Origin of the sequence: Paenibacillus sp. RUD330, assembly GCF_002243345.2 — a bacterium.
Taxonomy (GTDB): domain Bacteria; phylum Bacillota; class Bacilli; order Paenibacillales; family Paenibacillaceae; genus Paenibacillus_O.
In genome coordinates, this window is record NZ_CP022655.2 from 1,752,353 (window position 1) to 1,777,463 (window position 25,111).

Annotated in this window: 18 protein-coding genes and 1 riboswitch; of the genes, 13 read left to right on the forward strand and 5 right to left on the reverse strand. The window is 59.2% G+C overall.

Annotated features, from left to right (window positions below):
- The first annotated feature begins 353 nt into the window (after positions 1 to 353).
- Complete coding sequence (locus CIC07_RS07745) at positions 354 to 4,682, forward strand: bifunctional 2',3'-cyclic-nucleotide 2'-phosphodiesterase/3'-nucleotidase (RefSeq protein ID WP_076358372.1); 4,329 nt, start codon at positions 354 to 356, stop codon at positions 4,680 to 4,682.
- Between the two features lie 78 nt (positions 4,683 to 4,760).
- Here the strand turns inward: CIC07_RS07745 and CIC07_RS07750 are convergent, their stop codons facing one another.
- Positions 4,761 to 5,393: a pyridoxamine 5'-phosphate oxidase family protein gene (locus tag CIC07_RS07750; protein ID WP_076358371.1), complete on the reverse strand. Its 633-nt coding sequence runs from the start codon at positions 5,391 to 5,393 to the stop codon at positions 4,761 to 4,763.
- A gap of 202 nt (positions 5,394 to 5,595) precedes the next feature.
- Between CIC07_RS07750 and pdxR the strand changes: the two genes are divergently transcribed.
- The 4 genes from pdxR (at position 5,596) to CIC07_RS07770 (ending at position 11,283) form a co-directional block, all read left to right on the forward strand.
- The gene (pdxR, locus tag CIC07_RS07755) at positions 5,596 to 7,128 is read left to right on the forward strand and encodes a MocR-like pyridoxine biosynthesis transcription factor PdxR (RefSeq protein ID WP_076358370.1); all 1,533 of its coding nucleotides are present in this window, start codon (positions 5,596 to 5,598) and stop codon (positions 7,126 to 7,128) included.
- A 125-nt stretch (positions 7,129 to 7,253) separates the two neighbouring features.
- Positions 7,254 to 8,294: a LacI family DNA-binding transcriptional regulator gene (locus tag CIC07_RS07760; protein ID WP_076358369.1), complete on the forward strand. Its 1,041-nt coding sequence runs from the start codon at positions 7,254 to 7,256 to the stop codon at positions 8,292 to 8,294.
- Positions 8,295 to 8,304: 10 nt separating this feature from the next.
- Positions 8,305 to 10,542, forward strand: a complete 2,238-nt coding sequence (locus tag CIC07_RS07765; RefSeq protein WP_076358368.1) for an alpha-galactosidase — start codon at positions 8,305 to 8,307, stop codon at positions 10,540 to 10,542.
- A 225-nt stretch (positions 10,543 to 10,767) separates the two neighbouring features.
- Positions 10,768 to 11,283, forward strand: a complete 516-nt coding sequence (locus CIC07_RS07770) for an HPP family protein (RefSeq protein WP_076358367.1) — start codon at positions 10,768 to 10,770, stop codon at positions 11,281 to 11,283.
- A 104-nt stretch (positions 11,284 to 11,387) separates the two neighbouring features.
- On the opposite strand, the gene asd is transcribed toward CIC07_RS07770, so the two are convergent.
- Together asd and CIC07_RS07780 are read right to left on the reverse strand one after the other, a co-directional pair.
- Positions 11,388 to 12,176, reverse strand: a complete 789-nt coding sequence (gene asd, locus CIC07_RS07775) for an archaetidylserine decarboxylase (RefSeq protein WP_076358366.1) — start codon at positions 12,174 to 12,176, stop codon at positions 11,388 to 11,390.
- A 143-nt stretch (positions 12,177 to 12,319) separates the two neighbouring features.
- Entirely contained in the window at positions 12,320 to 13,111 is a 792-nt protein-coding gene (locus CIC07_RS07780; protein WP_083688418.1) for a TspO/MBR family protein, read from the reverse strand.
- A 345-nt stretch (positions 13,112 to 13,456) separates the two neighbouring features.
- Between CIC07_RS07780 and CIC07_RS07785 the strand changes: the two genes are divergently transcribed.
- Entirely contained in the window at positions 13,457 to 14,620 is a 1,164-nt protein-coding gene (locus CIC07_RS07785) for a glycosyltransferase family 4 protein (RefSeq protein ID WP_076358364.1), read from the forward strand.
- 156 nt (positions 14,621 to 14,776) lie between these two features.
- Here CIC07_RS07785 and CIC07_RS07790 read toward each other — a convergent pair whose 3' ends face one another.
- Complete coding sequence (locus CIC07_RS07790) at positions 14,777 to 15,382, reverse strand: DUF1349 domain-containing protein (RefSeq protein ID WP_076358363.1); 606 nt, start codon at positions 15,380 to 15,382, stop codon at positions 14,777 to 14,779.
- A gap of 1,245 nt (positions 15,383 to 16,627) precedes the next feature.
- Positions 16,628 to 16,732: riboswitch (TPP riboswitch) on the forward strand.
- A 1-nt stretch (position 16,733) separates the two neighbouring features.
- A complete protein-coding gene (locus tag CIC07_RS07795) occupies positions 16,734 to 16,940 on the reverse strand; it encodes a hypothetical protein (RefSeq protein ID WP_076358362.1) in 207 nt (68 codons plus the stop codon).
- 54 nt (positions 16,941 to 16,994) lie between these two features.
- Here CIC07_RS07795 and thiC point away from each other — a divergent pair, with 54 nt between their 5' ends.
- From thiC to CIC07_RS07830, 7 genes are all read left to right on the forward strand, one after another.
- Positions 16,995 to 18,755: a phosphomethylpyrimidine synthase ThiC gene (thiC, locus tag CIC07_RS07800; RefSeq protein ID WP_076358361.1), complete on the forward strand. Its 1,761-nt coding sequence runs from the start codon at positions 16,995 to 16,997 to the stop codon at positions 18,753 to 18,755.
- Positions 18,748 to 19,965, forward strand: coding sequence for a ThiF family adenylyltransferase (locus CIC07_RS07805; RefSeq protein WP_076358360.1), 1,218 nt, complete (start codon positions 18,748 to 18,750; stop codon positions 19,963 to 19,965). The genes thiC and CIC07_RS07805 overlap by 8 nt, the downstream gene beginning before the upstream one ends.
- Positions 19,952 to 20,833: a thiamine phosphate synthase gene (gene thiE, locus CIC07_RS07810; RefSeq protein WP_076358359.1), complete on the forward strand. Its 882-nt coding sequence runs from the start codon at positions 19,952 to 19,954 to the stop codon at positions 20,831 to 20,833. Before CIC07_RS07805 ends, thiE begins: the two co-directional genes overlap by 14 nt.
- A gap of 252 nt (positions 20,834 to 21,085) precedes the next feature.
- Positions 21,086 to 21,877 carry a thiazole synthase gene (locus CIC07_RS07815; protein WP_234993007.1) on the forward strand — a complete coding sequence of 264 codons (792 nt, stop codon included), beginning with the start codon at positions 21,086 to 21,088 and terminating at the stop codon, positions 21,875 to 21,877.
- Complete coding sequence (thiO, locus tag CIC07_RS07820) at positions 21,874 to 23,064, forward strand: glycine oxidase ThiO (RefSeq protein WP_076358358.1); 1,191 nt, start codon at positions 21,874 to 21,876, stop codon at positions 23,062 to 23,064. Before CIC07_RS07815 ends, thiO begins: the two co-directional genes overlap by 4 nt.
- Positions 23,058 to 23,921: a bifunctional hydroxymethylpyrimidine kinase/phosphomethylpyrimidine kinase gene (gene thiD / locus CIC07_RS07825; RefSeq protein WP_234993008.1), complete on the forward strand. Its 864-nt coding sequence runs from the start codon at positions 23,058 to 23,060 to the stop codon at positions 23,919 to 23,921. The genes thiO and thiD overlap by 7 nt, the downstream gene beginning before the upstream one ends.
- Positions 23,922 to 24,010: 89 nt before the next feature.
- Complete coding sequence (locus CIC07_RS07830; protein WP_076358357.1) at positions 24,011 to 24,793, forward strand: WIAG-tail domain; 783 nt, start codon at positions 24,011 to 24,013, stop codon at positions 24,791 to 24,793.
- Positions 24,794 to 25,111: the final 318 nt, after the last annotated feature.

Here is a 25,111-nt window from a genome sequence, read left to right on the forward strand (position 1 = left end):
TCTTATGAACATAGGGCTGCATCGCTCCGGCGACTTCGTGGACGGCTCGAGCTATCGGCCTTCCGGCTTCCCCGTGGCGGCAGCACCGCATTCAACCTTGCAACGTCCACTGGACGATGCAAGGTTTTTTGCATATAGCAGGCACGTGTTTTTCGACCCGTGATAACGGAATGGATCACATTAAATTTACAAACTAATTCATGCATGTTTATGCGCTTACAATTTTCTTCGGGCCTTGATGATATTTTTCTTTACATAACCTTTAGGAATAATTTATGCTTTCTATGATTTTCGTTTTTCTTCGACTGCTATAATGTCGAAGTACGAAACAATAAGGGAGGACTCATATTTCTATGAATTGGAAGCCGAAATGGAACAAGCCGACCGCTTCCGTGCTGGCGGCCGCCGTGCTGTCCGCGCAGGTACTTGGTGCAGGCGTCCTGGTTACGGGCAAGGCACATGCCGCAGAGGCAGGCGATGTCAACGCAGCTGCTTCTGCTGCAGGACCGGTCAAGCTTCGCCTGATGAGCACGACGGACATTCACACGAATATCATGGACTTCGATTATTTCAAGAATGCACCCTCCGCGTCAGTCGGTCTAGATAAGACGGCAACTTTGGTTACGTATGCTCGCAGCCAAGTACAGAACAGCCTGCTGTTCGACAACGGCGACCTGATTCAAGGCACTCCGCTTGGAACATACATGGCCAAGGTGAACCCGCTTAAGGACGGCCAAGTCCATCCTGTATACAAAGCCATGAAGATCATGGGCTATGATCTGGCGACTTTCGGCAACCATGAATTCAACTATGGGCTGGACTATCTGGACCGCGCCCTGAAAACGTCCGAGCTTGAGTATGTGAACGCCAACATCTATGTAGATGAAGGCGCTGACGGTAATACGAGCAATGATACTGTAAATGCATACGAGCCATACAAGATCATTAAAAAAGAGCTTAAAGACGATACCGGCGCCGTAGTCGGCACCGTCAACGTAGGCGTGATCGGTCTCGTGACTCCACAGATCATGGAGTGGGATGCCGCCAACCTCAAGGGCCATGTAACGGCTAAAGGCATTACGGAAACGGCGGAGAAGTTCATTCCAAAAATGAAAGCGGAAGGCGCAGATGTAATCGTCGCCTTGGCTCACTCTGGATTTGATTCGGCTGCTCCTGCTGGAGAGAACAACGAAAACGACATCATCAACCTCACGAAAGTGAAGGATCTTGATGCCGTCGCATTCTCCCATACTCACAAGGTATTCCCGACCAACGGCAACAACACATCGCTTGACGCTTCCTTCAAGGACGCGGTGACGAAGCAGCCGCTGTCCGTCGTGGACAACGTGAACGGAAAAATCAATGGCACCCTCGCCACTCAAGCCGGTTTCGGAGGCGGCAACTTGGGCCTCATCGACCTTGAGCTGGTCCAATCGGGCGACCACTGGACCGTCGACAAAGGCGACTCCATGGCTTCCACGCTCTCGATTACTCAACAAATCGAAGGCAAGCCAGTCGCAGCCAACCAGGATATCGTCAATGCTGTCAAAACGGAGCATGAAGCAACGATTGCTTATACGGGCCAAACGCTCGGAAAGACGACGACTCCGCTCCACAGCTACTTCGGCATGGTGCAGGATGATCCGACTATCCAAATCGTGACGAAGGCTCAAAAATGGTATGTCGAAGATGCCATTCGCAATGACGCCGCTCTGAAAGACATTCCTGTCCTCAGCGTAGGTGCGCCATTCAAAGCTGGCCGCAACGGTCCTGCAGAATATACGGACGTAGCTGCCGGAGATCTTACGATCCGCAGCGCGAGCGACTTGTACCTGTATGACAACACGCTCAAAACGCTTGAAGTGACGGGTAAAACCGTGCGCGAATGGCTGGAGATGTCTGCAGGCGCATTCAACACGATCGATCCAAACGCTACGACGGAGCAGCCGCTCCTGAACAGCAAATTCGCTGTATACAACTACGACGTCATCGATGGCGTTACGTATGAGATTGACGTTACCAAGCCAGCAAAATACAATGCGGACGGAACGGTAGCCAATGCAAGCTCCAGCCGCATCTCCAAGCTGAACTTCAAGGGCCAGCCGGTGAAGGACGATCAAAAGTTCCTGATCGTAACCAACAACTACCGCGCTTCCGGCGGAGGCAACTTCCCGGGCATCAAGGACGCCTCGACCAAATTGGTCATGGATACCCAAAAAGAGAATCGCGAAGTGCTGATGGAGTACATCCAGGCTCAAAAAACGGTTACCGCTCCTGCAGACGGCAACTGGATCTTCAAGCCGATCACGGAAAAAGGCCTGAATGTCACATTTACGAGCTCTCCTGAGGCGAAAAAATATCTGAAGGATTCTCCGAACAAGTTCGTGGATTTGAACAAGTCTGATGAAAAAGGCTTCTCGGTCTACCAAATGAACATGAATCCTCCGGTAGACGTGCATATCATCGGAATCAACGATTTCCATGGTCAGCTGGATACGACGTCTGTTGTCGGCGGCCGCAATGTGGGCACAGCTTCCACGCTTGCCGCATATCTAAACGAAGCCCGCTACAACACCCAGTACTCTCTGCTCGTCCATAACGGAGACTCCGTTGGCGCCAGCGCTCCTTCTTCTTCCCTGGAGCGGGACAAGCCGACGTTGGATTGGATGAATCTGATGCAGTTCGACGTAGGTACGCTTGGCAACCATGAGTTCGACCAAGGCGTGGATGCCCTCAAAGCTCAAATCTACGGCGGCAAGGATCCAAAAGATCCGAGCATTACGTTCAATAAGCTGAACTTCCCTTATGTCAATGCGAACGTAATTGAAAAATCGACTGGCAAAACGCTCATCGATCCTTATGTCATCAAAGAAGTAGGCGGAGTCAAAATCGCCTTCATCGGACTTGTGACCAAACTGACGCCAAGCAAGGTGGCTCCGTCCGGCACAGCCGGAGTAACGTTCCTTTCTGCCGAAGAAGAAGCTGCTGCTGTGAAGAAATACGCTGCGGAGATCAAGGCGAAAGGCGTCAACACCATCATCGTCCTGGCGCATGATCCTGCGACCACCAACGCATCTACAGGCGTAACGACTGGCGAAGCCGCCGATCTGGCCAAAGCGATCGCCGATGCTCCGGTCGACGTCATCGTCGCTGGCGACAACCATGCCCTTGCCAACGGTCTCGTAGGCGACAAGCTGGTTGTTCAAGCTTACTCGTACGGTACGGCATTCGAGGACATCAAGCTGACGATCGACCCTGAGACCGGCAAGGTCCTGAAAAAGTCCGCAACGGTGCAATCCACTTATCAGGACAGCATCGCTCCTGACTCTGCAACGGCTAAACTCGTCAATGAAGCTATCTCCCGTCATCCGGAACTGACGAAGCCGGTCGGCAACACCGACGGTACGATTACAAGAACGGACGCTTACAACAACGAGTCCGCTCTGGGCAACCTGATTGCTGATGCTATGCGCACAGCTGACTTCGGAGACGGAGAGAAGGCTGCAGACTTCGCGTTCATGAATCCGGGCGGCATCCGTGCCGATCTTCCAAAGGGCGATGTCACTTTCGGCGATCTTGCGAAAATTCAGCCTTTCGGCAACACTCTCGTCAAGCTGCATCTGACTGGAGCTCAAATCAGAACGCTGCTTCAACAGCAATGGGGTACAAATGCGGATGGAACGCCTAATACGAAGACGCTGCAGATTTCCGGCCTGAAATACACGGCTTACATGAAATCTCCTGTGAGCGAGCGCGTAGGCTCCATGAGCAAGTCCGACGGCACTCCGATCGACATCGACAAAACCTACAGCCTTGTCGTCAACAACTTCATGGCTGCCGGCGGCGACAACTATCAAGTGCTGACCGAAGACAAAAAGCAGCTGATCGGTCCTACCGATCTGGACGTATTCTACGATTACATCGTCAAAACGTTCAAAGGCGGACAAATCAAAGCTGCAATCGAAGGACGCATCAACAATATTCAAGATACGGTACCGGCTCCATCCAACGGAGGAGGTTCCGTTGCAACACCTGCACCATCCGCAACACCAGCACCATCCGCAACACCAGCACCATCCGCAACGCCTGCGCCATCCGCAACGCCAGCACCGAGCGCCACTCCGATTCCGGTACCTGCATTCACCGACCTCGGCAACGTCGCTTGGGCTAAGTCGGCCATCGAAGAGCTCGTGGCAAAAGGCATTCTGAAGGGCGTAGACGCAAATAAATTCGCTCCTCTGAAAAACCTGACCCGTGCCGAGTTCATCACGATGCTCGTTCGCGCTTACGGCCTGAACGATGCGGGAACGGTAACGTTCACCGACGTCAAGAAAGACGCTTGGTATACCGAAGCGATCGCAGCGGCTGTCAAAGCCGGCATCGTGAAGGGAACCGGCAACAACAAGTTCGAGCCAAGCCGCGTAATTACGCGTGAAGAAATGGCGATCATGGCTGCAAATGCTCTGAAGCTTCAGCATGAGCTTGCCAAGGTCGACCAAAACGCCGCTCTGTCCAAATTCAAGGACAAAGGCAAAATCGCTTCCTACGCTCAGGAATCGGTTGCCCAGCTTACCGATGCGGGCATTCTGACCGGCGTTGACGCCAGCCAGTTCGCACCGAAAGGCATCGCCAACCGTGCTCAAGCGGCTGTCATCATCTCCCGCCTGCTGCAAGCTTCCTAAGCTCCATCATTAAAAAAAGTGCGCCTCTGTCATCTCGTGATGGCAGGGGCGCACTTTTTTTGTTCTTGGAGAAGCATTCTAGTCCTGAAGCCCGTCATTATTTCCCGGGGCATAATGCCGCATCAGCGATGCCGTTTCATGATCGAACGGACAGCCGCGCCGCTCCAGCTGGCCGGCAATATCCTCCCGTTCCTCATCCGCAAGGTTTTGTCCGAATTTGAATTTGGCGGACAGGGAAGAGACCGTCAGCTTGACGACGGCAACGCCCTTGAGGCGAGGGACGTAATCAGGCTCTTCGGCGGCGATCGTTTTGTAGCCGCCTTCCGGCTGCAGCTTGGCCATCATCGCTTCGAGCGCCTCGGCTTTCTCCTCCAGATCATCCAGCGGAGCCGCCGTCCCGCGTATAAGCACCGACTTGAAGTAAGCGGTAGCCGGACAAGCGAGGAGCGGATCCGAGAAATAGGAAGGGATCAGGGCGTATTCCTTGGCCACGCAGAAGCTGACTTCCCCGGAAGCCGCGATGCTTTTCATTTTTTCCCCTGCCCTGCTCCCGTGAAAATACAGATGTCCATTGTGGTACACGAAATTAAGCGGCGTTATTCCCGGCGTTCCGTCCGGCCGGATGCTGGCCATGAAGCCGAATGTCATTTCCTTCAAGAAAGCCTCCAGCTCGATCTGGTCGCGGCTTTGATCGAATTCTTTCCTTCTCATTCTCTATTCCCCCTCGTTAATTCTGTCTTGCCGTTATGCCGCAGCCATGTACCGCCGGCTCCAGATGCAAGTCCTTTCGGAAGCAGGGTGCAAGGAAGCCGTGCGCCTTGCTCTAGCTGAACATTACAACTACAGTGGATAAATGATAAGATCCAATTAGAGTTCATTCCAATAGACCACTTGATGAGGAGAAGGAAGAGGCATGGAGATCCGATTGGCTTTTGAACGCTATTTCCTCCAATCCGGAAGCAAGAGAGCGGCTCTCTACGATTCGCTGCGCGATGCCGTCCGGAGCGGGCAGCTGAAGGAAGGGGAGCGTCTTCCGTCCTCCCGCTCTCTTGCCGAGCTGTACGGAATATCGAGAGGGACGGTTACTCAGGTCTATGACATGCTGTACGCGGAAGGCTACATTCAGGGAGCGCGGGGCAGCGGCACGTATGTCGCACAGCGGATCCCTTATCCTTCGGCAGGGCTGGAGCGCGTGGAGCAGCCCTCCGAGCGGATGTCGGCATGGTTCAACAGGCTGGAAGAACTGAAAGCGGACAAAGAAGGTTATCCTCCCGCTGCTCCTGAATCGCGGCAAGCAGGCCGTTCGTTCGGGCCGCAGCTGTTCCAGTCCGGACAGACGGATTTCCGCCTATTTCCCGTCAAGGAATGGAAGATCGCGCTTCATGCCGCCGTTCGGGAATGCATGCAGGAGAATCTCCCTGACTGTTACAGGGAAATACCCGGCTCCGGTCTATTCCGGCTCCGGGAGGCGGTGTCCGCCATGCTCTATAGGGAGAGGGGGATCGCGGCTTCTCCGGAGGAGATTGTCATGACGAGCGGCTCCAAGCAGGGGCTGGCCTTGCTGGTTCAAATTCTGGCTGAGCCGGGTCGGCGCATCGTGCTGGAACATCCTTGTTATGGCGGCATCCGGGAAGCGGCCTCCGTAACCGGGGCGGAGCTGATCCAGGCGGCAGTGGATGAAAACGGAGCGGTTCCGGGCGATTGGGATGCCGCGATAGCGGCATTGACGCCGAACCGCCAGTTCCCGACCGGGACGGTTCTGTCCGCCGAGAGAAGGAAGGAATGGCTTGCTTGGGCGGAGCGCCGCGGCGCGATCATCATTGAGGATGATTACGACAGCGAGTTCCGCTATTCGGGGAGGCTGGGCGAGCCTCTCAAAGCGATGGATCGCAACGGGCGTGTCGTCTATCTGGGAAGCTTCTCCCGCACGATGTACAGCGGGCTGAGGATCGGCTACGCTGTCGTTCCGTCTTGGATGGCTTCACGGCTCGCTCAGGCCAAAGCGTTTTATGAGCCCTACGCTTCCGGCCAGCTGGAGCAGATGGCGCTGGCCAATTTCATCGCGGAAGGCTCCTACGCCAAGCATCTGAGAAGGATGAAACGCCAGTACAAACGCAGGCTGGCAGCTCTCCACCGGGGGCTCGACGAGCTGGAGGGAGCTCCATTCCGCTTCCGCCCGTCCGATGCAGGCCTGCATCAATATGCGGAATGGACGGGCAGCAGAGATCATTACGACCGGCTGCTGCAGGGCTGCCGGAATAGGGGAGTCGCCTGGCATGACGGGAGCGGCTATTCAGCGGGCGAGCCCGGAGGAAACAAGGACAAGCGCTTCGCTCTTTTCGGGTTTGCGCATCTGGAGGAGGAGGAGATCGGCCGCGGCATGCAGGCCATCGCCGAACAGTGGAACGGGCTTGGCGGGAATGCGGGAGGCAGCCGTCGGGCTTGATCCTGCTTCCGTCCGACTCGGCCCTTCGTTGATTGGGAGAAAGAAGAGATTGAAACCGATCTCTATCTTTGGTAGAGTAGTAGATAAATATTTACTAAAAAATTTACTAAAAGCGATGTGCGTTTATGGCCACTCTAAAAGAAATTGCCGCCGAAGCGAAGGTGTCTGCCGCCACCGTATCCCGGGTGCTGAACTACGACGCTACGCTTTCCGTAAGCGAAGAGACGAGGCGGCGCATCTTTGCCGCCGCCGAGAAGCTGCGCTACAAGCCGAGGCAGATGAAGAGGAACCGGGAGGAGTCGACAGCGTCCGCGAAGCGGCTTGGATTGCTGCTGACATTGTCTGCGGATGACGAGCAGCAGGATTCCTATTTCTCGCTTATCCGCAAAGGCATGGAGCTGCGCACGGAGGAGCTTGGCTTGCCGCAGCCTGTCGTCCAGCGTTATACGGGCGGAGAAGAGCCGGATCTATCCGGAGTCGACGGCTGGATCGCGGCAGGCAGCTTCATGCCGGAGGATCTGGAGCGCCTTCTTCCTCCAGGAGCTCCGCTGGTCCTCGTCAACAATCACTTCGACGACGGCAGGCATGACAGCGTCCGGCTGAATTTTGAAGGAGCCGTCAATGGCGTGCTGGAGCATCTTCTGGGGCTTGGCCGCGACAGGATCGGCCTGCTGGCGGGAGAAGAGTATCCGGTCCGCATGAGCGCAAGCCCGGAGCCTCCCGTTCTCCATGACTTCCGGAGAGTCCAGTTCGAACGGACGATGAAGGAAAAGGGGCTGCTGCGCCCGGAGTGGATACGGACGGCGGCATGGAGCCCGGCCGGCGGTTATGCGGCGATGCAAAGCCTGCTGGATTCGGGGGAGCGGCCGACAGCCTGCTTCGCAAGCAGCGATCCGATCGCAGTGGGAGCGTTGAAGGCGCTGCAGGAACGCGGAATCCGGGTGCCGGAGGAGATGGCGCTCGTCGGCTTCAACGATATGGAAGTATCGGGTTATCTCCAGCCCCCTCTGACGACCGTCCAAGCGTTCCCGGAAGAGATCGGCCGCTCCGCGGTCCATCTGCTTCTCGATCGACTTGGAGGCAGGGAGGCTTCCTTGCAGCTTATGGTCAATACCCGCCTCATCATCCGCGAAAGCTGCGGAGCAGAGGCCAAATCATTCAAATAGGGGAGTTCTCATGCCGGTATCCTACCATGAAAAGGAACAAGTCTTTCATTTATACTCCAGCAAGATGAGCTATGTCATTCAAATCTTGAACGGCTATCCTCTCCATCTGTATTGGGGTCGCCGCCTGCGGGACGAAGCGGGATTCGAGAACATGCTGTGCAGGGTCGAGAGAGCTTCCTTCTCCCCGACTCCGTTCCCGGAGGACCGGACGATCTCCCTGGATGCGCTGCCTCAGGAATATCCCCAGTACGGTACGGGCGATTTCCGCGCTCCGGCCTACCAGGTCCAGCTTGAAGACGGGACCCGGATCACGGAGCTGCGCTACGATTCGCACACGATATCCAAGGGCAAGCCTGGTTTGGAGGGGCTGCCTGCCGTCTATGCCGAATCGGACGAGGAAGCCGACACGCTGGAGCTGGTGCTGCGCGACGATTACTCCGGACTCAGCATCATTCTCTCCTACACCGTATTCAAGGATGCCGGCATTCTGGCCCGCTCATCCCGGCTCCGGCTGGATCCGTCCGCCCGTCCGCTCCAGATTCTCCGGGCGCTGAGCGCCAGCGTCGATTTCCATGAGCAGGACTATGAGCTCGTCTACCTGTCCGGCGCGTGGACCAGGGAGCGGCATGTCGTTCGCAGGCCCGTCGCGGCCGGGGCTACGTCTCTGGAAAGCCGCCGCGGGTCGAGCTCCCATCAGCAGAACCCGTTCGCCGCTCTTGTCCGGGCGGATACGGGGGAAGAGCAGGGAGAAGCCTATGGCTTCAGCCTCGTCTACAGCGGCAGCTTCCTGGCGGGAGCGGAAGTGGATCAATTCGGCATGACCCGGGTGAGCATCGGCATCAATCCGTTTGATTTCTCCTGGCGGCTGGAGCCTGGCGAGAGCTTCCAGACGCCTGAAGCGATCATGGTCTATTCCTCCGAAGGGCTCGGCGGAATGTCCCGGGCCTACCACCGCCTGTACCGCACCCGTCTTTGCCGCGGCAAGTTCCGCGATCAGCCGCGCCCGATTCTCGTCAACAATTGGGAGGCGACCTACTTCAGCTTCAATGCGGAGAAGATCGAGGCGATCGCGAAGGCCGGAAGCGAGCTGGGCATCGAGCTGTTCGTGCTCGACGACGGCTGGTTCGGCAAGCGGGACAGCGACAACAGCTCGCTGGGCGATTGGGTCGTAGACCGCGTCAAGCTCCCGGACGGCCTTGAGGATCTCGTCCGCCGCGTCAACGGCCACGGCATGCAGTTCGGCCTCTGGTTCGAGCCGGAGATGGTGTCTCCGGTCAGCGAGCTGTACAAGGCCCATCCGGACTGGTGCCTTCATGCCGCAGGCCGCAGGCGAACGGAAGGACGCTCCCAGCTCATCCTCGACCTGTCCCGCAGGGATGTGAGGGATTACCTGTTCGATGCCATCAGCGGCATTCTGGGAAGCTGTCCGATCACGTATGTCAAATGGGACATGAACCGCAACATGACGGAGATCGGCTCCGCGCTCATGGAGGCGGAGGGGCAGATGGAGGTCGCCCACCGCTATATGCTCGGCTTGTATGAGCTGCTGGAGCGGATCGTATCCGCCTTCCCGGACGTTCTGTTCGAAAGCTGCTCCGGAGGAGGGGGCCGCTTCGACCCCGGCATGCTCCATTACATGCCGCAGACATGGACGAGCGACGATACGGATGCGGTCGAGCGCCTCAAAATCCAGTACGGCACGAGCATGGTCTATCCGGTCAGCTCGATCGGCGCGCATGTATCGGATGTGCCCAACCATCAGGTCGGAAGGACGGCTTCGCTGGAAATGCGCGGCGACGTGGCGATGTCGGGCAACTTCGGCTACGAGCTCGATCTGACCAAATTCGGCGAGCAGGAAAAAGAGATCGTGAAGGGACAGGTTGCCGCCTACAAGGAGCTGCGGAGCCTGATTCAGTCAGGCGACCTTTACCGGCTGCAGAGTCCGTTCCAGGGCAACGAGACCGCCTGGATGATGGTGTCGGAGGACCGGCGCGAAGCGGCCGTATTCTGGTTCCGGACGCTGGCGGAGCCGAACGCTCCGCTGCGCAGGCTTCGGCTGTCCGGATTGGATCCGGAAGCTTCCTACCGGATGGAAGAGCTGAAGACGGCGGGCGCAGAGCCGGCCGCCGCCAAGCTGCCGGGAACGGAGACGGCATGGGCCGGAGACAGGCTCATGCATCACGGCATTCCGCTTCCCCACTTGCATGGCGATTTCAAGAGCATGGTCGTGAAGCTGACGGCGGTATAGGATCATGAGCACGCCCTGAACCGGATTTAGCGGTTCAGGGCGTCTTTTTGCCGGGCAGTCCCCATGGCAAGTGAAGGCTGCCGCCGGCGGCAGTCCTAGGAGGATTAAGCTGTTTGAGTCCGAAACTGAATCCCATGAAAAGGAAGAGGTCGATAGATTGACAGGGGAATTGGATTCAACTATAACCATATGACGAGGCAATGGTGATTTTAAGCGAGGTGTGCAATGGAAGCGGGAAATTTTTGGTCCAAAATGAAGGGCGGCGGGAGAAGCGCCTTGAAGGCAAGCCCCAGAAATGCCGCGATCGGCGCCGCAGGAGGTTTTGCCGTCATCGCAGTGCTCGCCCTGCTCACGCAAGCCTCCTCGTCGGCGTGGCTCATGGCTTCGTTCGGAGCCAGCTGCGTGCTTGCGTTCGGCGTCTGGGACGCGCCTTTGTCGCAGCCCCGAAATATTGTCGGCGGCCATCTGCTGTCGACCCTGATCGGTCTGATCCTGTCTCATTTGTTCCATGGGGGCGTATGGGTCATGGCTGCCGGCGTAGGGCTTGCGATCGGCCTCATGATGCTGACACGCACGACGCATCCGCCAGCCGGGGCCGATCCGCTGATCGTCATCACGGCCGGCAGCGGATGGAGCTTCCTCGTCATGCCGGTGCTGATCGGCTCCATCGTCATCGTGCTGGCCGCATTGATCGTGAACAATCTGGACCCGGATCGAAGGTATCCGACCTTCTGGATCTGAGCGGTCTTCTCAGCCTGCGTCTAATCTGCGCGCAGCTATCCAGCTCAAAAAAGCCGCTCCGCACGGATGAGAATCCGCAGGCGGAGCGGCTTTTTGCCGTTCATTCAGGTTGTTGACAGCTTGCCGAGCTGTTCGCCCATCTTGACCTTGAGGCCGACGGCCAGGTCTGTACGGGGCTCGAACGTGCCGTCCTCGAACAACAGGACGACGGTGGAGCCGAACTCGAAGTAGGCCAGCTCGTCGCCGCGCCGGACATCGGCGGTCTGAGGCTCGGTGTACCGGATGCTGCTGACGTTGAGCGCGCCGACCTTGACGATGGCGATCTCGCCGCCATTGTGGGTCATGTACGTCACGAGCCGCTCGTTGCGGCTCAGCACGCGGCGCATTCTCGTGAGGCCGAATTCGTTCACCGGATAGACGCGTCCAGGCAGATGCTCCCGCTCCACGATGACGCCGTCAGCCGGCACATGGATGCGGTGATAATCGGTCGGGCTCAAATAAAGAACCGCATAATAGCCGTTGCGATAATTCTGGATGCGGGGCGAGCCGTTGAGAAGCTCCTCGACCGTATAGTCCTGTCCCTTGATGCCCAGCATCGTGCCGTCCTGGATAGGGCCGGCTCCCGTCACAAGCGCGTCGACCGGGCTTACCGCCATGTCCGCCGTATCGTCCACGGGGCGCATGCCGGGCTTCAGCCTGCGGGTGAAAAACTCATTCAATGTCGCGTATTCTTGGATTGCTCGCTCCGCTTCTTCGGTACGGATGCCGTACGTGCGGGCAAAACGGGGGATAAATCCCCGGCTGGCTCTGGATTTAGCAAAGCTTCCCGTCAGGCGGGAAATCCATTTGCGGGATCCGAGCTCCGTCATATGGCGGAATAACCAGGTCCACATGCCTCCGCTCTTCACGTCCTTTCGCTGTCAGCCATGCGGCGGTCTCGGCCCGCTGCTCTTGCGGACCTATGCCGGCATAGGCCGTCCCGACTAGTGTGCCACATCCGCATGGACAAAGCAATGAATTCGGGCGTATGAGGGAGTTATTTCAACGAATGGAAGCGATAGCGGCGAATGGCTTGAAGGACGGCCCACGCCGCGAGGAGAGCGGCAAGAGCCCAGGCTGCCGAGGAGACCGCGTCAGGCTGGACGTCCTTCCCGGCGATGCCGATGAAGGCCCATACGAGCACAAGCTCATAATAGGGATCCCGGAAAATCCAGCCGACGGCCAAGCCGAGCGAGGCGGCTGCTGCAAGTCCGATCAGAGCCCAAGCCGCATCTCCCCAGCCGAAGCCGTTCCAATCCAGGCTGTACAGCCAGGCAGAGACGTTGACGATCGTCGCGACGCTGATCCACCCCATGTAGATACTGAACGGAAGCTGGGCCAGCAGCTGCTCCCCTGCCGTCGCACTCGACGATTGGCGCTGTGTTTCGACATAGAGGACGATCAAAGACGCGAGCAGAATCAGCATGATGAGGACGCTGAGCCCGACATGCTCGTAATGCCAGGCGACGATCCATGCCGAGTTGGCCAGCCCGTTCAGCACGAACCAGAAGCCGATGGAGCGGACGCTGCTGCGCGAGCTGCCCTGCGGAGTCCATTGGTAGACGATGAACCCGGCCAAGAGCAGGTAGATCAGGCTCCAGATGCTGAAGACATAACCCGGCGGCGTGAGCAGAAGCGGGTATTGGTCGGACAGCTCCTTGGTCGTTTTTCCACCCAGAGGGAGCAGGACGGCGAGAGCGTTCATGACGATTACCAGGGCGAAGGCGATCGTGTTGAGAGCCTTCCATGCAGGGCTGGTCCGGGGCAAGGACGTTGGGGATGGACTCATGATTGGGTTTCCTCCTTGGCTCAGTTCGATCCGGTGCGATCTGGAACTGGTTCTGGATCGGGATTTGTTCAGAATTCGGATCAGGATGAAAATATTATACTCATTGGTATATATTCACCGAATGGAGAAGTGCCCAACCATTCTTTGCAGTGAGATAGCCGTCCGGTGCAGCCATCCGGTACGGCTGGCTCGGACAGCGTCCGGCCTTCGGACATTGCGGTTATTTCACGTTGAAGCCTAGAATGGCGCGGCTTCTGCCACGGCAGGACGCTTGGCCCTTTCGGGCTCGCCAGTCGGAGAATATTCTGAAGCAGCAAGCTTTCATGCAGGAAGGGGAGAAGCAGGTTGCAGAGGCCGAAGGTCGCTTTTGTCACTCCGGGATCCTTTCCCATCCCTTCAGCGGGCAGCAGCTCCGTGGAACGCGTCATCGAGAAGATGGCGCCTCTGGTGGCGGTACAAGCGGAGGCCCGGATATATGGCCGCTCGGGGGCGGGGCTAGGAGCTGTCGGACAGATCGGAGGCGTCCGCTGCGAACGCTTTCCTGCAGGCGACAAATCGGCTTATCTCCGCAAAGTGAGCCGGTCTATCCGTCTGTTCCGGCCGGACCTCATTGAAGTGGAAAATCGTCCCGGCTATGCGCTCAAGATGAAGCGGAGCCATCCCGATGCGAGAATATGGATCAACCTGCATTCCTCCTCCTTCATTGGACCGAAAGCCATCGGCAGGGATAGGCTGAAGAGGAGCTTTGCGGCCGCGGAAAAAATCATCGTCAACAGCGAGTTCCTGCGGGATACGGTGGCAGGCCGGGTTCCCGAGGCCGCGCACAAGCTGAGAGTCGTGCCTATCGGCGTGGACACGGCGCGCTTTCTTTCCCGCTGGGAGCCGGAAGGAGCCGCGCGCAGGGAAGCGTTGAGGCGGGCGAGGGGCTGGCAGGACAGGGACGTGCTTCTGTTCATGGGAAGGATCATTCCGCTCAAGGGCGTGCATCATCTGCTGCGGATCATGCCGGAAATCATCGCTCTGCACCCCAATGTGCTGCTCGCCGTCGTCGGAAGCCCGTTCTACGGCTCGCACCGGACGACCCGCTACAGCCGCGCCTTGCAGGCGCTGGGCAAGCGTTATCCCCGGCACATCCGGTTCATCCCCTATGTTCCTTATCCGGAAGTGCCGAGCTGGTTCCTGGCGGCGGATGCCGCCGTCGTGCCCTCGGGAGCGCGGGAGGCGTTCGGCCTCGTCAACGTCGAGGCGATGGCGAGCGGCATCCCGGTCGTCGCCTCCCGCGCCGGGGGCATGCGCGAGATCATCGTCGACGGGGAGACCGGGTATCTGGCCGATCCGGCGCGGCTCGAGCAGGAACTCTGCGACCGGCTGCTCGCACTGCTGCGCGATGAGGACTTGAGGGAGCGGATGGGCCGCGCCGGCCGCGAGCGGGTGGAGCAGCGCTACACCTGGGAGGCGACGGCACAGCGCTGGCTGGAGGTGCTTGCGGAAGCTGCGGAGCATCCCTGAGCGGGTGCGAGGCGGCAAGGACGGCTTCGGCGAGGCCGCCGAACAGGACGGAACGGGTTGCAGCGTTAAAGCGTACCCCCGGCAACGCGAAAAAGACCGTATCCCCCTCGTACGGGGAATGCGGTCATTGCATTCAGGCTTTTCATCGTGCCGGCGTCATTTCCCTGACCGGATGTTTTTCAGCGTCTTCTTCTCGAGGACGAAGCCGGAATAAATCCGATCGCCGCCAGATCCGGTCGGGCATTGAGGCAGCAGTCCGACCTTCACCGTCTCCTTCACGGGCAGGGTGAAATACCGCATCATGAAGAAATGGATGCCGTCAAGCGAATAATGAAAAGCGAAGGAAGGGCCGGTGCGGGCGACCTGCAGCCAGACGGAGTTCCCCTCGATGTCGCAGCCGTTCGCATCGTCCGACACCGAGTTGGTGACGACGCTGACGACGGCATGCGTGCCGAAGTCCGTCAGTTCGAAGCAGGCTTTCGCCCAGACGTCCAGATCCTTCATGACCATGATCGAGGCCGAATCGTACATGCTCGTGAACGCATGCTCGACCTTGACGCGCATGACGAAATCTCCAGTGACTTCGGTGTAGTAGAATGGCGCGTTGAGAAGGCTCTCGGGCAGCGTCCCTTCTTCGGATTCCGTACCATGGGGACAAAAGAAATCGGTTTTTTCCGGCGCATGCAGGATGATCCGGTCCGAGTCGAATCGAATGCTGCTTTCGTTCAGCCAGCCAAAAGTCTTAAAAGCGGATTGGTTCAATAGAATTCCTCCTTTGTATAGATTTATATTAACAGTAATTATTATCTAATACGATGGCGAGAGACTTCGGGAAAGGTCAGTCGTTGACTGAACGTAAATAGCCGCTTGGGACGACAATGGTCGTCTCTAGCGGCTTTTCGGAGCGGTGATGCCCGGTTGGCAAGAGAACAGAGAGAGTCGATCAGAATATTATGCCGATGGCTTCTCTTGTCAGGTTCAATGAACAAGCGCAGGACATTTCCGGAATTGATACGTTTATAGCCGCAATCTCCTGTTCCCAGATGGTAAAAAAATAGAGTTTTCTTATAACAAACACGGACTCCAAGGCACAATGACAGATCCGATTGTTCTGAAGCTTTAGTACGGTTACGACGAACTCAACCGGCTTAAAAAAGTCGGGCAAACCGAAACAACTGCAATCGCTGAATATAGCTATCATTCAAACGGATTGTTAAAAGTCATCAGGTTGGAAAATGGAACATCCAGCACGATGAATTACAATGGGTACGATTCAAGCGACTTGACGCAGCTGCAAGGGGCGTCTACGGTTATAAACCGTCATTCCTATACATGGAGTTCGGATGGAAATCAACTTTCTAAAACGGATCTGGTGGCTGGTTAATCTAAATCTGTCCAATAACTGGAGAGTTGTTAATAAGAAGATGGTATGGGGCAGATGGTAGAGCTATCAGACATGTAGATTATACCCATCATATAAACGCTAAAACTCATCCAGAAGCACCGCATGAGCATACTTGGACTTATGATAAAGATGGTAATCCATCTAGAAATTAAAAGGAGAGATTAGAAAGTGGGATACACTGAGCTTGTCCAACGTGTAGGATGGGGTGAAGAGTTCCATTCTATTATCTAGGTGATGAGTTCTGGATTAGTAGAAATAAAGATGGTCTCTATCTAACTCAAGGAAAGAACTCTTTTACACAATCCTTTCTTACAGCAGAAGAATTGCTTAAAAATGCATGAATAGATGAAAAAACAATATTTGAATTATGTGAAATGATTGAAATTTAATATTTGAACTGACCTTGGCTTCAAGCCTTTCAAGGTTTTTTAGTGTTCTCTAAAATAAAGAAATTTAGGGTATAGAATTACTTTCATATATAAAGACACCTATAGAAATGAGTTTTATATTAATATTTTCTGATTATTTTTATTTGGTTTATTAATTTAATGGAGCGGGCCACTGGTTGACAACTTCCACCACCCGGCTTATAGTCATACCAAGATATCCACTAGGGGCGCCCGCACGGGCTGAGATAAAGCGCAAGCTTTGGTCCCTTCGAACCTGATCTGGGTCATGCCAGCGTAGGAAAGTGGTCGAACATGCCTTTTATTTGGCCTGTGCCTCTTTTCGCCGCTTCCAGACCGGAGGCGGCTTTTTGCCGTCCTCCGGCGGAAAGCGGAGGAAGAGCAGGCGCACCCGATCTGCTAACCGCAATCTGCCGATGAAGGCGGATGCGGCGAGTAGAATGTCCTGGACAGCCTGCGTTTTTTCAACGCAGACAACCGGAACTTGAGGCATGACCGGCATTTCCAAGCGTGCAGCCCCCTGGCGGATATCATGATCCGTTAAGGGGGCTTTTGATTTTCCATGGCCATACATACCGAGCCGCTGCCGGGCAGCCGCAAAGTCTACATGCAGGGAAGCCGGGAGGATATCATGGTTCCGATGAGGGAAATCTCGCTCTCGGACAGCGAGGTGCGCGGAGAGTCCATTCCCAATGCGCCTCTGCGAATCTATGACGCAAGCGGTCCTTACACGGACACCGATTACGAGGCGGATGTCGCGATAGGCTTGCCGCCCATGCGAAGAGGCTGGATCGCAGAGAGGGCAGACACCGAGGCCTATCAGGGCCGGATCGTCCAGCCCGAGGACAACGGCTTCTCCGACGCAGGCAAAGCCGCCGAGAGGGGAGCGGAAATTTTCCCGCCATCCGGCAGGCTGCCGCTGAGAGCTCTCGCAGGGGGCAACATTACCCAGCTGCATTATGCAAGGCAGGGCATCGTGACTCCCGAGATGGAGTTCATCGCCCTGAGGGAGGGGATGGAAGCGGAGTTCGTACGCTCCGAAGTCGCGGCGGGAAGGGCGGTCATTCCGGCCAACGTCAACCATCCCGAGAGCGAGCCGATGATCATCGGACGGCATTTCCACGTGAAGATCAACGCCAACATCGGCAACTCCGCCGTGACCTCCTCGATCGAGGAGGAGGTGGAGAAGATGACGTGGGCGACCCGCTGGGGAGCCGATACGATCATGGATCTGTCCACCGGCAAGAACATCCATACGACGAGAGAATGGATCATCCGCAACTCTCCGGTTCCGGTCGGGACCGTGCCGATCTATCAGGCGCTGGAGAAGGTGAACGGCAAAGCCGAGGACCTCAGCTGGGAGGTGTTCCGCGATACGCTGATCGAGCAGGCGGAGCAGGGGGTCGATTATTTCACCATTCATGCCGGCGTGCTCCTCCGTTATGTGCCGCTGACCGCGAAGCGTCTTACGGGCATCGTCAGCCGGGGAGGGTCCATCATGGCGGCCTGGTGCCTCGCCCATCACAGGGAGAACTTCCTATACACGCACTTCGAAGATATCTGCGAAATCATGAAAGCCTACGACGTGACCTTCTCGCTCGGCGACGGGCTGAGGCCGGGGTCGATCGCGGACGCCAACGACGAGGCGCAGTTCGCGGAGCTGGACACGCTCGGCGAGCTGACGAAAATCGCCTGGAAGCATGACGTGCAGGTCATGATCGAAGGTCCCGGCCATGTTCCGATGCATCTGATCAAGGAAAATATGGACCGCCAGCTCGCCGTCTGCGACGAGGCTCCCTTCTACACGCTCGGTCCGCTCACGACGGACATCGCGCCGGGCTACGACCATATCACAAGCGCGATCGGGGCGGCGATGATCGGCTGGTTCGGCACGGCGATGCTCTGTTATGTGACGCCCAAGGAGCACCTGGGGCTGCCGAACCGGGAGGATGTGAAGGAAGGCGTCATCACGTACAAGATCGCCGCGCATGCCGCCGATCTCGCCAAGGGCCATCCGCAGGCCCGAAAGCGCGACGACGCTCTGTCCAAGGCCAGATTCGAATTTCGCTGGCGCGATCAGTTCCATCTGTCGCTGGATCCCGAGCGGGCGATGGGCTACCACGACGAGACGCTCCCCGCGGAAGGCGCCAAGAGCGCGCATTTCTGCTCCATGTGCGGGCCGAAGTTCTGCAGCATGAGGATCACGCAGGACATTCGGGATTACGCGGAGAGGGAAGGGCTGGACACGGCGGAGGCGATCGAGGCGGGCATGAAGGAGCAGTCGGAGGCGTTCAAGGCCGGAGGCGGCAGCATCTATGCTTGATCCGGCGGCAACAAGCCGATCCGAGGCGCAAGACGCCATTCAGGAACGGTATTCCCGGCAAATCCGCTTCGCTCCCATCGGCTGGAAAGGGCAGCGGCGGATCGGCCAGGCCGTCGTGCTTGTCGCCGGCACCGGCTCGCTCGGAGCTTCGCTGGCGCAGCATATGGCCCGGGCAGGGGTAGGCGAGCTGCGGCTTGCCGACCGCGACTACGTGGAATTCAGCAATCTGCAGCGGCAGATGCTGTTCGACGAAGAGGATGCGCGGCTGGCGCTTCCCAAGGCGGAGGCCGCCGCACGGAAGCTGAGGCGGATCAACGGCATAATTGAGCTCGAGGCGTTTGCCGCCGATTTCACGGCTCCCGGTCTGCTGGAGAAGATCGCGGGCGGGTGCGATCTGGTGCTTGACGGTACGGACAATGCCGCGGCCAGGCTTGTGCTGAGCGATTACTGCTTCCGTGCCGGCATTCCGTTCCTGTACGGCGGCGTCGCCGGCGCGGCCGGTATGAGCGCTCCGCTCATTCCCGGCGCGACCTGCTGCCTGCGCTGCCTCATCGGGGGCGAGGAGGAGCAGGAGAGCGGACAGACCTGCGAGACGGCGGGCATGATCTCGCCGGCCGTGGAGATGGTCGCCGCGCTGCAGGCGGCTGAAGCGCTCAAGTGGCTGGCAGGCGATAGGGAAGGAATGCGCCGCACGCTCGTCTCTGCCTCTGTGTGGCCATACGCGATGCGCGAGACGAAGCTGCCCGGACCGTCAAGGCTCTGTTCGATTTGCGGCTGCGCAGGAGCGGTGCAGGAACGGAGCGGGGGAGGGACGCGTTCGGGAACGCAGGATGCTTGGCGGGAGGATGAGGAAGCGGAGTCTTTATGGGGAACAGGTCGAGAGTTCCTTCCGAAAGCAGCCTCGGAAGCAGCCGGAAGCAGCCGCCGCCAGCACGCGGCCGTTCTGTGCGGCCGCGATACGTTCCAGCTGCAGCTGGAGCCTGCCGAACCCGGAACGTATGAGAAAAGGCTGGAGAGGCTGGGCTGCCGGCTGACGCTCAATCCTTATCTGCTGCGGGCAGTGCTCCCGGACAACGGGAAGCTCGTTGTGTTCCCGGACGGCAGAGTGCTGGCGCAAGGCGCCGCGGACGCTGACACGGCCTGGGAATGGTGTCGTCATTATTTGGGCGCGGAAGCGCCGGAGAGAGAGGCCAAGGATGAAGAAGCTTGAGTTCAGCCTGTACGTCATTACGGGCGAGGGCTGCCATCCCGGAAGAAGGCTGGAGGATGTCATGCGGGAGACGCTTGAGGGAGGAGCGGATATCCTGCAGCTGCGGGACAAAAAAGCTTCGCTGCGGGAGCTGGGAGAGAAAGCGGGCCTGCTGCGCAGGCTTACGAGGGAGTACGGAGTGCCGTTCATCGTGAACGACCATCCGCTGCTCGCGCTTGAATCCGATGCCGACGGCGTCCATCTCGGGCAGGACGATCTATCCATCGCCGATGCGCGGGAGCTGCTCGGTCCGGAACGGATCGTCGGCATCAGCACCCACAGCCTGGAGCAGGCCTTGAAGGCCGAGACGGCCGGCGCCGACTATATCGGAGTCGGGCCGGTGTATCCGACGGCAACCAAGCCGGGCCGGGCGGCGGTCACGCTGGACTACGTCCGCCAGGCGGCGCGGCATGTTCGCATCCCCTGGACGGCAATCGGCGGCATCCATCCCGGCAATGCAGGCGAGGTGCTCGCCGCAGGGGCCAGGAGATTGTGCGCCGTCTCCGCGGTTGTCGGCAGCTCCGATCCCGCAGCCGTCTGCCGGGAGCTGAGGAGCCTCATCGCTGCCGCAAGCGAGGCTGCAGCCGGTTTGAACGCTTCATCGGGAGCTGCTTCCCGACCGGGCAGCCCGCTTCGGCTCACCTTGAACGGCAAGGAAATCCTTACGCCATCGGCAACGCTTCAGGAGCTGGTCGAGTCGCATGGCCTATCCGGCCAGAGGATTGTCGCCGAAGCGGATGGAATCATCCTGCCGCGCGGCGATTGGAGCCGGCATCGGCTGGCGGATGGAATGAAGATCGAGCTGGTCCACTTTGTAGGGGGAGGCTGAGTGATGGATGATGAAATGAAGGCTCAAGCAGCGGCTCATGCAGCGGCTCATGCAGAGTCTCGGACAGAGACTCGAACAGAGACTCGAACAGAGGCTCAGACAGAGGCTCGGACAGAGTCCCAGACAGAGGCTCGGACAGAGTCCCGTACCGAGTATCGAACCGAAGCTCGAACCGATGGTCCTGCCGCTGTCCGAATCGCTGGCCATGCGAAGCCTCAGCCGGAGCGGGGGCTGGACCGGGATGCCTGGAAGGTGGGCGAGACCTGGCTTTCCTCGCGCTTTTTCCTCGGAACGGGCCGCTTCCCGAGCCCGGCCGTCATGCAGCAGGCGCTGCGGGCAAGCGGTGCGGAGGTCATTACGTTCGCCGTCCGCCGCGTCAATCTGGAGCAGCCTGAAGACGATTCGATCCTGCAGCATCTGCCCGAAGAAAAGTTGATCTACCTTCCCAATACGTCGGGCGCAGGCAATGCGGACGAGGCGGTGAGGATCGCGCGCCTGGCCAGAGCGGCCGGGCTTGGCAGCTGGATCAAGGTGGAGATCAGCGCGGATCCGCGCACGCTGCTGCCCGATCCGCTGGAGACGCTGAAAGCGACGGATAGGCTTGCGGCCGAAGGCTTCACGGTGCTGCCTTACATCTCGGACGATCCCGTCCTTTGCCGTCGTCTGGCCGAAGCCGGAGCGGCGGCCGTCATGCCGGGAGGAGCCCCGATCGGGACCGGACTCGGCATCCTGAACCCGTACAACCTCGGGCTGATCGCGGAGGAATCGCCGGTTCCCGTCATCGTGGACGCCGGACTCGGCTCGGCGAAGGACGCCGCTCTGGCGATGGAGCTCGGGGCATCCGCCGTGCTGGCCAATACGCCGGTGGCGCGGGCGGCAGATCCCGTGGCGATGGCCGAAGCGATGGCGCTCGCGATCCGCGCCGGCCGGTTGGCCAGGCTCGCCGGCCGCATCCCCGCGCTTCCCTATGCCTCCGCGAGCAGCACGGAAGCCGGCGCCCTGTACCCGCGCCAAGCCGATCGCTCGGGAGCGTGGAGGCAGTGAGGGAAAGGGTGCTCATCCTCGGAGGCGGCATCATCGGGCTGAGCTGCGCTTACGAGGCGGCAAGAGACGGAAACCGCGAGGTGACGATCATCGACAAGGGCGGCTTCGGCGGGCAGGCAACGGGAGCGGCGGCGGGCATGCTGGCACCGTACTCGGAAAATGCCGAGCAGCCGGATGCTTTCTTCCAGCTGTGCGCCGACAGCCTGCTCCGTTATCCGGATTGGGCGGCAGACATTGAGGAAGCCAGCGGCATGAAGGTCGAGCTCAAGCGCACCGGCAGCGTCGGCGTCGCTTATCATGAAGCGGATCTGCTCCCGCTGCGCTCGAGGCTGGACTGGCAGCGGGCGGCCGGCAGCGGAGCCGAGCTGCTGAGCGCCGCCGAGCTGGCCCGTCTGGAGCCGCTGCTCGCGCGGGGAGCGGCGGGCGGCATCTACACGCCGTCCGAAGCCCACGTCGAGGCGCCCCGCCTCGCTGCGGCGCTGGCGGAGGCTTGCAGGCTGGCCGGAATCAGGATGATAAGCGGAGCCGGCAGCCTGCGGGAGCTTGCCTTGCCGACAGCCGGTTCCGGGGAGCGGTCCGTCGCTCTCTCGACGGATTATTCGGGAGAACACGAGGCCGACAGGCTGCTGATCTGCACAGGCGCCTGGTCCGGGGAATTCGAGCGGATGTTCGGCTTGCCGGAGTCCATCCATCCGATCCGCGGTCAGATCTGCGCCTTCGACGTGCCAGACGGCGCGGTCAGGCATATGGTGTTTTCAAGTCAGGCCTACTGGGTCGGCAAATCGGGGAATGCCCTCGCATGCGGCGCTTCTGAGGATGTCGCCGGATTCGACGCCTCGGTCACGGAGAAGGGAATCGGGCGGCTGGAGCGGTGGAGCAGCCGGATATTCCCTTTCCTGGAAGGCGCGCGTCCCAAGCTGCGCTGGGCCGGGCTGAGGCCGGCCACCCGCGACGGGCGTCCGCTGATCGGCGCCTTGAGCGATCATCCTCAGGTCATCGTGGCGGCCGGCCATTACCGCAACGGCATTCTGCTTGCTCCTGCGACCGCAGCGGCCGTCACGGAGCTGCTGGATGGAACGAAGCCGGATCGGATCGCTTCCTTTTCCCCGGAACGGTTCGCGCCAGCGGCAAGGGGCGGAGCGGAAGCGGCCAGAGGCATTTCGGTCAGGGAGGGATTCCTTTGCTAGAGACGGCTGCCGGGCAAGGCGACGGGCTGCGGGGAGGCGGGATTAGGAAGGTGCTGACGATCGCAGGCTCGGATTCCGGAGGAGGCGCGGGCATTCAAGCGGATCTGAAGACGTTCCAGGAGCTCGGCACATTCGGCATGAGCGTCATCACCGCGGTGACGGCGCAAAATACAGTCGGCGTGCACGGGGTCTACCCTCTCCCGGTTGAAGCGGTGGAGGCTCAGCTCGACGCCGTCATGGGCGATATCGGAGCCGATGCCGTCAAGACGGGCATGCTGTTCTCGCCGGACATCATCCATGCGGCAGCTTCGAGGCTGGAGAAGGTCGCGGCCCTCAAGCTCGTGGTCGATCCCGTCATGATTTCCAAGCATGGCTCCCGGCTGCTGCGGGAGGATGCGGCTGAAGCGCTTCGTCTGCGGCTGCTGCCTCTGGCGGAGGTCGTTACGCCTAACATTCCGGAAGCCTGCGCCTTGCTCGGTCTGAAGGAGAAGGAGATCGGGAGCCTCGAGGCGATGAAGGACGCTTCCAAGGAAATGCTGAAATTCGGGTGCAGGCATGTCTTTCTTAAAGGCGGCCATCTGGCCGGGTCGGAAGCCGCCGCAGACGTTCTCCTGTCCGCCTCTCTTCCGGACGGCCCCGTCGTGCTGACAGCTTCGCGCATTCCGACGGTCCATACCCATGGGACCGGCTGCACGATCGCCTCCGCGCTTGCCGCCCTGCTCGCAAGAGGCCTGGACATGGAGGAGGCGGCGAGGGGGGCCAAGGCGTTCACACTTGCGGCGATCGCATCGGGCGGGCCGCTCGGAGCAGGCACCGGCGCGCTCTGGCATGCCGCCTGGCGCAGTGCGGACAGCTGAGGTTCCGCGCTGCTTGCAACGTCATGGTATCCGCCTGCCGGGCAGCCGCATAGGATAACAGTACTATGCATGGGTGGAGGAGCTTGACGATGAAGACGAACGGTAGGCCCGCAAAGGGCAGCAAACCTTATGTACCCGGCGGGGCGCCGCTCGCGCCGAAAGCCAGGAGCCAGCAGGGAGGCAAAGGCAAGCAATCTTCCAGGCCTTTGTACCACTATGACAATCCCAACATATCGGAGATCGATTGGCTGGACGATATTCCGGCCCCTGTCCGCGTCCCGTTGGAGGCCAAGGAAAGCGGAGTCCCCAAGGTCAAGCTTCACGGCGTTGCCTTGGAGCGCGTCTCGGACACGCTGCCCTGGGCCGGAACGGAGCCGGAAGCCGAGTTCAAGCCATCGGCGCCAGCAGAGGCCGCCCTGTCGGGTTATAGGGAGCAGCGTGAAGAGATTTTGGCGGAAAAAGATCGGCCCGGATATGACGTGAGCGAGATCCGATACAGCTCGGCTCTGTCCGTCCGCGCTCCGGGGCCGGCGCGGCTGCTGCCGCGGCAGGCGTTGGCCGAAGAGATCGGGCCGGCCTCTCCCGATGACGCCGCAAGGGAGACTGTGAAGGGTGCTTGCGTGCAGCACGGAACGATTCCGTTCGCTTTCCGGGACCGCGCCAGGATCGACCTGATCATTCCGCTGCAGACTCCTTTCCTGGACAGCGGGTATTCGTTCGTCTGCTCCCTCGATGTTCCGCATTGCCACGCTGTCGTGCGCGCCAAGCTGACGGCAGAGGCGGTGGTCACCCTCATCCGCACGCAGGAAGAGGGCAATGCACGAGGCCGAATCGATTGGATCGCCGCCGGCAGGCTGCAGGACGGGTCCTGAAAGCGGCCGGGCGGAGCCGTCTCCATGTCCCGGTAATGGAGGGATGAACGGATTCATGGATCATGGCATTCCATGCTGCACGAGTGAATGACCCCATAAATCAACCAATGAATAGAGGAGTGGATAGATGGCCGAATCGACGGATGGGCCGAAGTCGAATCGATAAGCGAATAAAACAGGCTGCTGGAAGAGCTGCGCGGAATTCATCCCGGGATGAATTCCGCGCAGCTCTTTTTTAATTCCCCTCCCCGGTTATCCCGCCTGTACAAATGCCGTGCCATCGTTCCTGCTCTCTCATAAGCTGGCAAGTAGTGAGGT

Coding starts and splice junctions, on each gene's coding strand:
- CIC07_RS07805 (WP_076358360.1), top strand. CDS start 18,748: ATGCTTGATCCGGCGGCAACAAGCCGATCCGAGGCGCAAGACGCCATT.
- CIC07_RS07830 (WP_076358357.1), top strand. CDS start 24,011: ATGAAGACGAACGGTAGGCCCGCAAAGGGCAGCAAACCTTATGTACCC.
- CIC07_RS07760 (WP_076358369.1), top strand. CDS start 7,254: ATGGCCACTCTAAAAGAAATTGCCGCCGAAGCGAAGGTGTCTGCCGCC.
- CIC07_RS07770 (WP_076358367.1), top strand. CDS start 10,768: ATGGAAGCGGGAAATTTTTGGTCCAAAATGAAGGGCGGCGGGAGAAGC.
- CIC07_RS07750 (WP_076358371.1), bottom strand. CDS start 5,393: ATGAGAAGGAAAGAATTCGATCAAAGCCGCGACCAGATCGAGCTGGAG.
- CIC07_RS07745 (WP_076358372.1), top strand. CDS start 354: ATGAATTGGAAGCCGAAATGGAACAAGCCGACCGCTTCCGTGCTGGCG.
- CIC07_RS07780 (WP_083688418.1), bottom strand. CDS start 13,111: ATGAGTCCATCCCCAACGTCCTTGCCCCGGACCAGCCCTGCATGGAAG.
- CIC07_RS07765 (WP_076358368.1), top strand. CDS start 8,305: ATGCCGGTATCCTACCATGAAAAGGAACAAGTCTTTCATTTATACTCC.
- asd (WP_076358366.1), bottom strand. CDS start 12,176: ATGTGGACCTGGTTATTCCGCCATATGACGGAGCTCGGATCCCGCAAA.
- thiE (WP_076358359.1), top strand. CDS start 19,952: ATGAAGAAGCTTGAGTTCAGCCTGTACGTCATTACGGGCGAGGGCTGC.
- pdxR (WP_076358370.1), top strand. CDS start 5,596: ATGGAGATCCGATTGGCTTTTGAACGCTATTTCCTCCAATCCGGAAGC.
- thiC (WP_076358361.1), top strand. CDS start 16,995: ATGGCCATACATACCGAGCCGCTGCCGGGCAGCCGCAAAGTCTACATG.